12 protein-coding genes and 1 pseudogene are annotated in these 12,183 nt (G+C 37.3%); 9 read left to right on the top strand and 4 right to left on the bottom strand.

The features are described 5' to 3' along the window. Positions 1–6 precede the first annotated feature (6 nt). Positions 7–966, bottom strand: a complete 960-nt coding sequence (locus tag F1325_RS18270) for a siderophore ABC transporter substrate-binding protein (RefSeq protein WP_109373743.1) — start codon at positions 964–966, stop codon at positions 7–9. Between the two features lie 453 nt (positions 967–1,419). On the opposite strand from F1325_RS18270, the gene F1325_RS18265 reads away from it, so the two are divergent. The 6 genes from F1325_RS18265 to chbG all read left to right on the top strand — a co-directional run bounded on the left by F1325_RS18265 (position 1,420) and on the right by chbG (position 6,783). Then, positions 1,420–1,746, top strand: coding sequence for a PTS sugar transporter subunit IIB (locus F1325_RS18265; RefSeq protein WP_069369489.1), 327 nt, complete (start codon positions 1,420–1,422; stop codon positions 1,744–1,746). A 94-nt stretch (positions 1,747–1,840) separates the two neighbouring features. After that, a complete protein-coding gene (gene chbC, locus F1325_RS18260; protein WP_023583173.1) occupies positions 1,841–3,199 on the top strand; it encodes a PTS N,N'-diacetylchitobiose transporter subunit IIC in 1,359 nt (452 codons plus the stop codon). Positions 3,200–3,259: 60 nt separating this feature from the next. Then, positions 3,260–3,607, top strand: coding sequence for a PTS N,N'-diacetylchitobiose transporter subunit IIA (gene chbA, locus F1325_RS18255; RefSeq protein WP_088494268.1), 348 nt, complete (start codon positions 3,260–3,262; stop codon positions 3,605–3,607). A 1-nt stretch (position 3,608) separates the two neighbouring features. After that, positions 3,609–4,466 (top strand): transcriptional regulator ChbR, encoded by an 858-nt coding sequence (gene chbR, locus F1325_RS18250; protein ID WP_160230803.1) that lies wholly within the window; start codon positions 3,609–3,611, stop codon positions 4,464–4,466. A gap of 160 nt (positions 4,467–4,626) precedes the next feature. After that, positions 4,627–5,982, top strand: a complete 1,356-nt coding sequence (locus F1325_RS18245; RefSeq protein WP_109373741.1) for a 6-phospho-beta-glucosidase — start codon at positions 4,627–4,629, stop codon at positions 5,980–5,982. A 36-nt stretch (positions 5,983–6,018) separates the two neighbouring features. Continuing rightward, the gene (gene chbG, locus F1325_RS18240; protein WP_109373740.1) at positions 6,019–6,783 is read left to right on the top strand and encodes a chitin disaccharide deacetylase; all 765 of its coding nucleotides are present in this window, start codon (positions 6,019–6,021) and stop codon (positions 6,781–6,783) included. Between the two features lie 87 nt (positions 6,784–6,870). On the opposite strand, the gene F1325_RS18235 is transcribed toward chbG, so the two are convergent. Further along, positions 6,871–7,287: a hypothetical protein gene (locus tag F1325_RS18235; RefSeq protein WP_160230802.1), complete on the bottom strand. Its 417-nt coding sequence runs from the start codon at positions 7,285–7,287 to the stop codon at positions 6,871–6,873. Positions 7,288–7,308: 21 nt separating this feature from the next. On the opposite strand from F1325_RS18235, the gene F1325_RS18230 reads away from it, so the two are divergent. Both F1325_RS18230 and F1325_RS18225 read left to right on the top strand, forming a co-directional pair. Then, on the top strand, positions 7,309–7,806 hold the full coding sequence (locus F1325_RS18230) for a hypothetical protein (protein WP_109373738.1): 498 nt from the start codon (positions 7,309–7,311) through the stop codon (positions 7,804–7,806). 689 nt (positions 7,807–8,495) lie between these two features. After that, positions 8,496–9,704, top strand: coding sequence for an IS4-like element ISVsa5 family transposase (locus F1325_RS18225; protein ID WP_001339197.1), 1,209 nt, complete (start codon positions 8,496–8,498; stop codon positions 9,702–9,704). Positions 9,705–9,734: 30 nt separating this feature from the next. On the opposite strand, the pseudogene F1325_RS18220 reads toward F1325_RS18225, so the two are convergent. Beyond that, positions 9,735–10,130 (bottom strand): annotated as a pseudogene (locus F1325_RS18220) (helix-turn-helix domain-containing protein); the annotation flags it as partial. An 87-nt stretch (positions 10,131–10,217) separates the two neighbouring features. Here F1325_RS18220 and tetC point away from each other — a divergent pair. After that, positions 10,218–10,811 (top strand): tetracyline resistance-associated transcriptional repressor TetC, encoded by a 594-nt coding sequence (gene tetC, locus F1325_RS18215; RefSeq protein ID WP_000428546.1) that lies wholly within the window; start codon positions 10,218–10,220, stop codon positions 10,809–10,811. Between the two features lie 112 nt (positions 10,812–10,923). On the opposite strand, the gene tet(B) is transcribed toward tetC, so the two are convergent. Continuing rightward, complete coding sequence (gene tet(B) / locus F1325_RS18210; protein WP_001089068.1) at positions 10,924–12,129, bottom strand: tetracycline efflux MFS transporter Tet(B); 1,206 nt, start codon at positions 12,127–12,129, stop codon at positions 10,924–10,926. Positions 12,130–12,183 lie beyond the last annotated feature (54 nt).

The following is a 12,183-nucleotide window of genomic DNA, read 5'->3' as shown; positions in this document are numbered from 1 at the left end:
ATTATTTTATTTTTTCTGATCCAACGCCTGATTAATGGTATCCATTAAGCGAGAGTAAGTTTGGATCCCGCCTGAAATGTAAATAGAGCTTGAATCAAGATAGATAACTTGGTCTTTGTTCCAAGCATTTACTTTTCTTACCAGTGCGTTATCGAGAACTTGTTGAGCGGGTTGTGAATCTTCACGACCAATTGCTGCATCACGGTCAATGACAAACAGCCAATCTGGGTTAAGTTTTAACAGTAATTCAGAGTTAACGATGTTGCCGTGTGAGCCTGGGCTATCAAAAACATAAGCGGGTTCAAAACCTAATACATCATAGATAAAGCCAAAGCGAGAGCCTGGCCCATAAGCTGAAATTTTACCGCCACTGACTAAAACCACCATTGCTTTACCCGCATCTGGGGTTTTTGATTTTACGGTAGCAATTTTGCTATTGAAATCAGCCAATAATTTTTTAGCTTGCTCTTCTTTACCAAAAATCTGGCCTAATGTGGTTGTGCGTTCAGCAAGGCTTTCAACGAAACGCTTAGGATCGATATCCATTGAAATCGCAGGTGCAATTTCACTTAATTTAGGATATGCATCACGCGCACGGCTACCACTTAAAATCAAATCAGGCGCTGTTGTGCTGAGCTTTTCATAGTTTGGCTCAAATAAGGCACCTTCATTGATGTAATCGTTCGGATTGGTGTACTTCTCTAAGAATTTTGGTAAATGAACATTCGTTTGTGGAAGACCAACAATAGAAACACCTAATGCATCAATAATATCGAGGGTTTCCATATTCATCACAACCACTTTTTGTGGGTGTGCAGGGATTTCAGTTGTCCCTTGGAAATGTTCAATCGTGAGAGTTTGTTTCTCTGCTGATTGTGTTGTTGATGTGTCTTGAGCGTTATCACAACCTGCGATAACAAGTGAAGAAAGCAGTAAGAACAGTGGGCTTAATGACTTTTTAAACATTCTCTTTCCCATATTGTTGCAACACGAAATAACACGGATCTTTACAGCAGTGGCCTAAATATTGATCCACAAAGAAGACGATAATACCATCAAAAATATAAAGAGTAATGATACTAATTCACATTCTCATAATAATAAAGAATTAACTTGACTAAAATGGCGAAATTTTACGGGTAGTCATAGGTGTTAATCAGAAAGACAAATTTCGTGACGTGAAAGAACTCTTAAGATTATTTGCTCAATTTGTGAAGAGTGTCAAAAGAGTAGGTCAAGGAGAGACAATTCTGAACCTATAAGAAATATCGTTATCCAGTATCATTGCGTATACTTCATTCAAGCAGAAACAATCCTTATTTTAATCTTACTTCGGTTTCTGTACTGACACAGTAATGAATGCACAAGAGAAAGCCTTGTTATCTCTAGGGTAAATCGTTGCCAACTCAAGAGGGTTTTATGCAAAAGAAATATATTTACTTATTTTGTTCTGCTGGCATGTCAACATCTCTTCTCGTGACCAAAATGCGAGCACAAGCAGAAAAATATGAGGTGCCTGTGGTCATTGAAGCATTTCCTGAAACCTTAGCAGCACAAAAAGGACAGGATGCGGATCTGATTTTACTTGGTCCACAAATTAGCTGGATGCTGCCTGATATCCAAAAATTACTCCCTAATAAACCGGTCGAAGTGATCGATTCTTTGTTATACGGAAAAGTAGATGGCTTAGGTGTGTTAAAAGCCGCTGTCGCCTCTATTAAAAAAGCATCTGCAACAACAAATTAATTCTATTTTTTATTTTTTTATTATTTCTATTCCAGTCAAAGAGCGAATTTTTCAGCAAGCCGAGCAATTAGCGGCATTTTAAGGGTATTTTTCTATGAGTAAGTTTATTGGTTCACTTGAAAAGGTACTCCTTCCTTTTGCGGTTAAAATTGGAAAGCAACCTCACGTTAATGCGATTAAAAATGGCTTTATTCGTTTAATGCCATTAACCCTTGCAGGGGCAATGTTTGTACTTATCAATAACGTTTTTCTTAGTTTTGGTGATGGCTCCTTCTTTTATTCTTTAGGTATCCGCCTTGATGCATCAACAATAGAAACACTCAATGGTTTTAAAGCCATAGGTGGGAATGTCTATAATGGTACATTGGGTATAATGTCGTTGATGGCACCGTTCTTTATCGGAATGGCATTAGCAGAAGAGCGTAAAGTTGACCCGATTGCAGCAGGTTTACTTTCCATTGCAGCCTTTATGACAGTAACACCTTATAACGCAGGTGGTGCTTATGCAGTCGGCGCTAATTGGTTAGGTGGGGCAAATATTATTTCAGGTATCATTATTGGTCTTGTTGTGGCTGAAATGTTTACCTTTATTGTGCGTCGTAACTGGGTAATCCGTTTACCAGATAGCGTACCCGCGTCTGTTTCACGTTCATTCTCCGCATTAATTCCAGGCTTTATTATTTTATCAGTCATGGGGATTGTTTCGTGGGGATTAGCGACGTATGAAACGAACTTCCATCAAATTATTTTAGATTCTATCTCCACACCATTAGCATCAATGGGCTCTGTGGTTGGTTGGGCTTACGTTATCTTTACTTCTCTACTGTGGTTCTTTGGTATTCATGGATCACTCGCTCTTGCTGCACTTGATAGTGGCATTATGACGCCTTGGGCGTTAGAGAACGTGTCAATTTACACCGAATACGGTTCAGTGGAAGCGGCACTGGCAGCGGGTAAGACGTTCCACCTCTGGGCAAAACCAATGTTAGACTCCTTTATCTTCTTAGGCGGTACAGGGGCAACACTGGGACTTATTCTGGCTATCTTTATCGCATCTCGTCGTGCCGATCATCGCCAAGTGGCAAAACTGGCATTACCAGCAGGTTTATTCCAAATTAACGAACCGATTATTTTTGGTTTGCCTGTGATTATGAACCCAGTGATGTTTATTCCATTTATTCTTATTCAGCCTATTCTTGCTGCGATTACGGTGACGGCTTATTACTTAGGGATAATCCCACCAGTGACAAATATTGCGCCGTGGACAATGCCAACCGGACTAGGTGCTTTCTTTAATACCAACGGTAGTATTGCGGCACTGTTATTAGCACTGTTTAACTTGGGTGTTGCCACACTGATTTATCTTCCTTTCGTGATTATTTCAAATAAAGCGCAAACTGAAATTGAAAAAGAAGAAAGTGAAGAAGATATTGCCAATGCGTTGAAATTTTAAGTGATAGAAAACACAAGTGCAGAGGCTTCTCTGCACTTGCAGTGTCAAAGAGGAAATATGATGTTAGATATTGAAAATGCTGTTGATAGCAGTGCAACCGATGATGAATTTGAAGAGATCATTATGGGGCTTATTATTAACTCAGGCCAAGCTCGTAGTGTGGCTTATGGCGCGTTAAAAAAAGCCAAAGAAGGTGATTTTGATGGCGCTAGAAAATTAATGGAACAATCTCGCGAAGCATTAAATGAAGCACATAAAATACAGACTCGTTTAATTGGTGATGACCAAGGTGTAGGAAAAACGAAAGTCAGCTTGGTATTAGTTCACGCGCAAGATCATTTAATGACATCAATGTTAGCCAGAGAGTTGGTGACAGAATTAATCGAGTTACATGAGAAGATAAAATAAGATGAATACCGTGGTGGAGTCATTGAGAGCGCAAAGCGAAATACGCATGGTCTATGAAGATCAGCTATTTAATGGCAAAAACTTTCATGTCTTTATTTATAATAAAACAGAAAGTGTTAGTGGATTGCATCAGCATGACTATTATGAATTCACCATTGTATTAACAGGGCGCTATTATCAAGAGATAAATGGTAAAAAGATTTTACTCGAACGTGGTGATTTTGTTTTTATTCCCATTGGTTCTCATCATCAAAGTTTTTATGAATTTGGTGTAACTCGTATTCTCAATGTGGGTATTAGCAAAGCCTTTTTTGATAAACATTATCTCTCGTTACTGCCTTCTTATTTTGTTGCCTCACAAGTTTATGAATTAAAAAATGAGTTTCTTTCCTATATTGAATCGGTTGTTGGCTCACTGAATTTCCGCCATACCGAATTTAATGAGTTTATTGAAATTATCACCTTTAATGTGGTGAATAGATTACGACACCATCGAGAAAATAGAACACAAGGCGATATTCCCTTATGGCTAAAAGACACTGTAAGCGAGATGCATGACAAACAAAAATTTGGTGAAAATGCATTGGTGAATATGGTGATGTTATCAGGGAAATCACAAGAATATTTAACCCGAGCAACTCGGCGTTATTACGATAAAACACCCATGCAAATTATTCATGATATTCGAATTAATTTTGCGAAAAAACAATTGGAAATTACAAACTATTCGATAACAGATATTGCTTTTGATGCAGGTTACAGCAGCCCAAGTTTATTTATTAAGACATTTAAGAAAATAACTTCGCTGACTCCAAATAGTTATCGAAAAAATTTATACAGCATTAAAGAAACAAACTAATTCATTATTAAGCGTAAGAAATTAATCAACAATAAAGATTAATTTTATCGAAAATAGAGAGAAAGAAGAAAATAAGCTTATTTTCTTCATGGCTCTTTACGCCTTAATTTCGCCATTAATACACAAATAACAGCACTATTACGCTGTATGGGAGTATTTTATGAGTCATAAATTAAAAGTAGTTACCATTGGTGGTGGAAGCAGTTATACGCCTGAATTATTAGAAGGTTTTATTAAGCGTTATCATGAACTACCAATCACTGAATTATGGTTAGTGGATGTTGAAGAAGGGCAAGAGAAGCTTGATATTATTTTTGAGCTTTGCCAACGCATGGTAAAAAAGGCGGATATTCCTTTAACCATTTATAAAACACTTAATCGCCGTGAAGCATTAAAAGACGCTGATTTTGTCACGACACAATTGCGTGTTGGTCAATTGAAAGCAAGAGAGCTTGATGAATCAATTCCTTTAAGTCATGGTTATTTAGGGCAAGAAACCAATGGTGCTGGTGGGCTATTTAAAGGTTTACGCACTATCCCTGTTATTTTCGATATTATTAAGGATGTTGAAGAGATTTGCCCTAATGCGTGGATCATCAACTTTACGAATCCAGCTGGTATGGTGACAGAAGCCGTTTATCGCCATACCAATTTTAAGAAGTTTATTGGGGTTTGTAATATTCCAATCGGTATGAAGATGTTTATTACAGATGTTCTTAACCTGACGGATAAAGATGAACTCTCCATTGATTTATTTGGCTTAAATCATATGGTGTTTATTAAAGACGTTATTGTAAATGGTCAGTCTCGCTTCCCTGAATTATTAGATGGCGTGGCTTCAGGAACATTAACCGCGGGCTCTGTGAAAAATATTTTTGACCTACCATTTAGTGAAGGCTTGATCCGCTCTCTTAATATGCTGCCGTGCTCTTATTTGCTGTATTACTTCAAGCAAAAAGAGATGTTAGCTATTGAAATGGGTGAATACTATAAAGGCGGTGCTCGCGCTAAAGTAGTACAAAAAGTCGAAAAACAATTGTTTGAATTGTATAAAGATCCTGATTTAAATATCAAACCGAAAGAGTTGGAATTACGTGGTGGTGCTTATTATTCTGATGCAGCCTGTGAAGTGATTAATGCTATTTATAATGATAAACAAGCTGAGCATTATGTGAATATTCCACATCATGGTCATATCGATAATATTCCAGCAGATTGGTCAATTGAAGTGACTGCTATTTTAGGGCGTGATGGCGCTAAACCTCATCCTCGTTTAACATATTTTGATGAAAAAGTGATGGGATTAATTCATACCATCAAAGCCTTTGAAATCGCGGCCAGCAAAGCGGCTATTAGTGGCGAATTAAATGATGCTTTATTAGCGATGAACTTAACACCGTTAGTACTTTCAGATAAAGATGCAGAAGTACTTACGCGTGAAATGTTATTAGCACATAAAGCACATCTACCTAATTTTGCCAAAGCAATTGCTGAGTTAGAAAAAGCCTCTCATTAATTGTCAGTAGATAAAAATAAGTAATAAGGAGACAGAATGGCTGGTTTATTAATTGTGAATGCGGATGATTTCGGGCTAAGTAAAGGTCAAAACTACGGTATTGCAGAGTGTTTTCGTCATGGCGTGGTTAGCTCAACAACGGCACTTGTCAATGCTGAAGGAATTAAACATGCAGCACAATTGCGTCATGAGTTGCCTGGATTAGGTGTTGGGCTTCATTTTACGTTGACGATGGGTAAACCGCTGTCTCCTTTATCTTCTTTAACGCGTGAAGGTGTGCTAGGGAAATGGGTCTGGCAAATGGCAGAAGAGGGCAATTTGCCACTTGATGAAATACGTGTTGAGCTTAGAGCGCAATATCAGCGTTTTATTGAGATCTTTGGTTGTGAACCAGACCATATTGATAGCCATCATCATGTGCATATGTTCAAGCAAATTTTTCCTATTGTGGCGGAATTTGCCAAAGAAAAATCGTTACCGATGCGAGTTGATAGACCTTTAGCGCAAAAAGAAGGCATTGATACTCAAGGTGTGATCAGTAGTGAGGGTTTCGATAGCCAGTTTTATGGTGATGAAATCACACAGGCTTTATTTTTAAAGGTGCTTGATGAATCAAAAGCACGTCGTGAGCACTCTCTTGAAGTGATGACACATCCTGCTTTTATTGACAATTCGTTACGTGCAAGTGGTTATTGCTTTCAGCGCTTAACGGAGCTTGAAGTATTAACAGATATCACGTTAAAACAAGCAATTGTGGAACGAGGTTATCAGCTAGGCACTTACCAAGATTTAATAAAATGATTTAGACAATCGGTGTCTGTGTTATTCCCTAGTGTGGGTCTTTGAGTTAATTTGCCTCTGTTTTTATAAAGCAGAGGCTTTTTGTTTTTAAGTATTTTCATCAAGTAATAAATTAAGTGCATCTGAAACATAACAATAAGATTGTGGTGCTGTGAAACCCGTTTCTTTTAATTTTGCGAGCGTGATCGGTTTTTTGTACTCAACTATATTTTTTAACCAAATCATCATTCCTTTTTTGCCATCAATAAGGTAGTTTTCTAATTCTTCGTTTGATATAGCAATTTTATCTAAATAATATTGTTTTATCTCATCCTTACTAACTTGTTCTATTTTATCGATATAAGCATGGCCTGTGATCGCTTTTTTAGGAGAAGAGCTATAAATATACATTTTATTGTTTTGTTTAAAACTTAATCCAATAGATTTACGAAGTTCTATAACTTTATTGCCATCATAGATTTTTTGAACATACTTAGGTTTGATACTGATAATAATTTTTTTCATCTTGATCAGGAATGATTATAAATGACACAAAGTTTAGCTTTTTGGGTTGAAAACTCAAGTGAAAATGCGTTTAACACTCTGGGTTTAGAGCTACATTTTAATTATTGGCACCTTCCTGATGATAAAATAAATTATTTAGATATAGGTGTATTAATTAGTGGGAAAAATAAATGTTTCGATTCAATCAATGTTTACTTACCTTTTAAGTATAATATAAAAAGCTATATTCCGACTTTAGGGGATAAAGTTGTTGAAAGTGAAAAATTAATCTCGGCTGTTTTTAATAATGATGTAAGTAATATAAAACCAATAAGAGAATGTAGTGCTAAATACATTGTTTTTTCAGAACAAAAAGATAGCGAAGGTATTGTATTTTTTACTAATTTATCACATGGAACATCAGAAGGTAGAGTGTTAATTGAAGAGTATAGTGAAGATGACGAAGTTGGAACAATTATTAAATTCTCCAATAAAATATTCAATTGTTCAGAAGAGTATAAAGAAAAAATTGGTATTTAAGATTTAGGTATATTCTAGAAAAAGAAGATATTGATAATATTTCAAGAGAGTATAAATCAAAAGATTCATTAATAACGTATTATTTTGAAAAAAGCGAAGTTGTAGATTTTAGAGTTAATGAATCTCGTAATTTACCGAAAACAATTAGAGAAAAAGTCGCGACATGCAGAGAGATTAATAAAGTTCATTTTTTCCTCATTAGAAATGAATCCTCAGAATTTAAAATAGGACATACAACCTATGATCGCTGTCGAATATTAGAAGATAAACTGTGGGATTCATATCTTTGTTATAATAAAGATACACAGGTCAAAACAAAAATGTTGATCTATCATTGGAAGACAAAATCAGAGAAAAACATAGAGTATTTTTCAGCTTTTGCTAGGTTTATGACTCGAAAAGTGGGATTAAAAGAAGTTATGTTTGTTATATTATGTATTCTAGTTCTAGGTACTATTTCTAGTTTACTTGCAACAGTATTAACGAATATTATTACTTGATTTTTTGTAAGTTAATATATAATTAAAATTAATCCATTAATAATAGGTTTTTATATGAAGAAGGAGAGTTATATGCGAAGTACTGATGAATCCCCTAATGATTTTGGTAAAAATCATTAAGTTAAGGTGGATACACATCTTGTCATATGATCAAATGGTTTCGCGAAAAATCAATAATCAGACAACAAGATGTGCGAACTCGATATTTTACACGACTCTCTTTACCAATTCTGCCCCGAATTACACTTAAAACGACTCAACAGCTTAACGTTGGCTTGCCACGCATTACTTGACTGTAAAACTCTCACTCTTACCGAACTTGGCCGTAACCTGCCAACCAAAGCGAGAACAAAACATAACATCAAACGAATCGACCGATTGTTAGGTAATCGTCACCTCCACAAAGAGCGACTCGCTGTATACCGTTGGCATGCTAGCTTTATCTGTTCGGGCAATACGATGCCCATTGTACTTGTTGACTGGTCTGATATTCGTGAGCAAAAACGACTTATGGTATTGCGAGCTTCAGTCGCACTACACGGTCGTTCTGTTACTCTTTATGAGAAAGCGTTCCCGCTTTCAGAGCAATGTTCAAAGAAAGCTCATGACCAATTTCTAGCCGACCTTGCGAGCATTCTACCGAGTAACACCACACCGCTCATTGTCAGTGATGCTGGCTTTAAAGTGCCATGGTATAAATCCGTTGAGAAGCTGGGTTGGTACTGGTTAAGTCGAGTAAGAGGAAAAGTACAATATGCAGACCTAGGAGCGGAAAACTGGAAACCTATCAGCAACTTACATGATATGTCATCTAGTCACTCAAAGACTTTAGGCTATAAGAGGCTGACTAAAAGCAATCCAATCTCATGCCAAATTCTATTGTATAAATCTCGCTCTAAAGGCCGAAAAAATCAGCGCTCGACACGGACTCATTGTCACCACCCGTCACCTAAAATCTACTCAGCGTCGGCAAAGGAGCCATGGGTTCTAGCAACTAACTTACCTGTTGAAATTCGAACACCCAAACAACTTGTTAATATCTATTCGAAGCGAATGCAGATTGAAGAAACCTTCCGAGACTTGAAAAGTCCTGCCTACGGACTAGGCCTACGCCATAGCCGAACGAGCAGCTCAGAGCGTTTTGATATCATGCTGCTAATCGCCCTGATGCTTCAACTAACATGTTGGCTTGCGGGCGTTCATGCTCAGAAACAAGGTTGGGACAAGCACTTCCAGGCTAACACAGTCAGAAATCGAAACGTACTCTCAACAGTTCGCTTAGGCATGGAAGTTTTGCGGCATTCTGGCTACACAATAACAAGGGAAGACTTACTCGTGGCTGCAACCCTACTAGCTCAAAATTTATTCACACATGGTTACGCTTTGGGGAAATTATGAGGGGATCTCTCAGTGCATTGCCTCCAATTCCCATAATTTATTACGCCGATAATAACTTGGTGTAACCTTAAAAATGTACTTAAATCGACGTGTAAAAGATTGTTGGGAATCAAATTGATATTTTAATGCGATCTCAAGGATAGTTTTTTTCGTCAACCTCAACTCAACAGCCGCTTTCGTCAAACGACGAGCACGAATATAGCTAGCCAGTGTGACCCCTGTTACTTTTTTGAACAGCCGCTGAAAATACCACTTGGTATAACCCGCTTTATTCGCCACATCATCAAGCAGTAAAGACTGATCTAAATTATGTTCAATCCATAATAGAACATCTTTGATAACCGTTGTATGAAACTGCTTATCATCATATCTTAATTGGATGTTATTAGCTTTATTTTGATAGCGAGAATGCTGTTCAATATACATAAAATAACCTAAATGTTCTTAAGATTGTCACGACCACATCATCATGATACCATAAACATACTGACGGTATGTTATTTTAAATCTATCATGGAAAATAAAAATCATCAACAAGAAAATTTTAAGAGTACCTATCAATCACTGGTTAACTCAGCACGAATATTGTTTGTTGAAAAAGGCTATCAAGCTGTTTCAATAGATGAGATCTCGGGAAAAGCGTTGGTGACCAAAGGTGCCTTTTATCATCACTTTAAAAATAAAAAACAATTACTCAGTGCCTGTTATAAGCAGCAATTAATTATGATTGATGCCTACATCACAACAAAAACTGATTTAACAAATGGTTGGTCTGCCTTAGAAAGTATATTTGAACATTATCTTGATTATATTATTGATAATAATAAAAACCTTATCCCTATCCAAGAAGTGATGCCTATCATTGGTTGGAATGAACTTGAAAAAATTAGCCTTGAATACATTACTGGTAAGGTAAACGCCATTGTCAGCAAATTGATCCAAGAGAACCAACTTAAAGCTTATGATGATGATGTGCTTAAAAACTTACTCAATGGCTGGTTTATGCATATCGCAATACATGCGAAAAACCTAAAAGAGCTTGCCGATAAAAAAGGCCAATTTATTGCTATTTACCGCGGCTTTTTATTGAGCTTGAAAGATAAATAAAATAGATAGGTTTTATTTGAAGCTAAATCTTCTTTATCGTAAAAAATGCCCTCTTGGGTTATCAAGAGGGTCATTATATTTCGCGGAATAACATCATTTGGTGACGAAATAACTAAGCACTTGTCTCCTGTTTACTCCCCTGAGCTTGAGGGGTTAACATGAAGGTCATCGATAGCAGGATAATAATACAGTAAAACGCTAAACCAATAATCCAAATCCAGCCATCCCAAATTGGTAGTGAATGATTATAAATAACAGCAAACAGTAATGGGCCAATAACACCGGTTGCATTGGTAAGGCTCACCAATAATCCCTGTAAAGCACCTTGCTGATGACTCTTTGTTTGGATAGACATCACTCCCTGTAATGCAGGTAAAGCGATCCCACCACCAGCCAATAAAATTAAAACAGGGAAAACTAACCAACCTTCAGATATAAACGCTAAAAAGGCAAATGCACTACTATCTGCAATAAATCCGAGCAGTACTGCCGTTTTTTCGCCCCATTTAGTGGCTATTCTTCCTGCCACAAAGGCTTGGAATACTGAGTGTAAAAGACCAAGACCCGCTAATGAAAAGCCAACCATCATGCTATTCCATCCAAAACGATTTTCGGTAAATAGCACCCACACCGTTGCGGGAATTTGGCCTATCAATTGCGCTGAAAAATAAATAATCAACAAAATGGGCATCGTTTTAAATAAAGTGATGTATACCGAATTCGATTGCGTCTCAACCCCTACTTCGGTATCTGTATTATCACGTGTATTTTTGGTTTCACGGAACCAAAACATAACCACAAGGAAAGCGACAATATTTAGCAACGCAGCGATAAAAAAGGGACTATGCGGTGAAATCTCTCCTGCAAAACCACCAATAATAGGCCCCGCTATTAAACCAAGCCCAAAACTTGCCCCTAACCAACCGAACCACTTCACGCGTTGAGAAGCTGAGGTGGTATCGGCAATGACCGATGCCGCGACAGCCCCAGTAGCTCCTGTGATCCCTGAAAGCAAACGGCCTAAATACAGCATCCAAAGCGCACTTGAAAAAGCCAGCAATAAGTAATCCAGCGATGCGCCTATTAATGACAACAACAGCACTGGGCGCCGACCAAATCGGTCAGACATTTTTCCAAGCCAAGGAGCAAAGATAACCTGCATTAACGCATAAAGTGCAAGCAATACGCCAAAGTGGTTAGCGATATCTTCCGAAGCAATAAATTCACGTAATAACGTTGGCAAGACTGGCATGATAAGGCCAATCCCCATGGCATCGAGTAACGTAATTACCAATGCGATCTTTGTCGAACTATTCATTTCACTTTTCTCTATCACTGATAGGGAGTGGTAAAATAACTCTATCAATGATAG

The sequence above is a fragment of the Proteus columbae genome, from assembly GCF_009914335.1.
Classification (GTDB): Bacteria; Pseudomonadota; Gammaproteobacteria; order Enterobacterales; family Enterobacteriaceae; genus Proteus.
Note: the sequence above shows the minus strand (reverse complement) of the source record. Positions and strands in the feature narration are given on the sequence as shown.

Bases quoted from the DNA above. Each gene is read 5' to 3' on its own strand.
- F1325_RS18270 (WP_109373743.1), bottom strand. From the start codon at position 966: ATGTTTAAAAAGTCATTAAGCCCACTGTTCTTACTGCTTTCTTCACTT.
- F1325_RS18265 (WP_069369489.1), top strand. From the start codon at position 1,420: ATGCAAAAGAAATATATTTACTTATTTTGTTCTGCTGGCATGTCAACA.
- chbC (WP_023583173.1), top strand. From the start codon at position 1,841: ATGAGTAAGTTTATTGGTTCACTTGAAAAGGTACTCCTTCCTTTTGCG.
- chbA (WP_088494268.1), top strand. From the start codon at position 3,260: ATGTTAGATATTGAAAATGCTGTTGATAGCAGTGCAACCGATGATGAA.
- chbR (WP_160230803.1), top strand. From the start codon at position 3,609: ATGAATACCGTGGTGGAGTCATTGAGAGCGCAAAGCGAAATACGCATG.
- F1325_RS18245 (WP_109373741.1), top strand. From the start codon at position 4,627: ATGAGTCATAAATTAAAAGTAGTTACCATTGGTGGTGGAAGCAGTTAT.
- chbG (WP_109373740.1), top strand. From the start codon at position 6,019: ATGGCTGGTTTATTAATTGTGAATGCGGATGATTTCGGGCTAAGTAAA.
- F1325_RS18235 (WP_160230802.1), bottom strand. From the start codon at position 7,287: ATGAAAAAAATTATTATCAGTATCAAACCTAAGTATGTTCAAAAAATC.
- F1325_RS18230 (WP_109373738.1), top strand. From the start codon at position 7,309: ATGACACAAAGTTTAGCTTTTTGGGTTGAAAACTCAAGTGAAAATGCG.
- F1325_RS18225 (WP_001339197.1), top strand. From the start codon at position 8,496: ATGTGCGAACTCGATATTTTACACGACTCTCTTTACCAATTCTGCCCC.
- tetC (WP_000428546.1), top strand. From the start codon at position 10,218: ATGGAAAATAAAAATCATCAACAAGAAAATTTTAAGAGTACCTATCAA.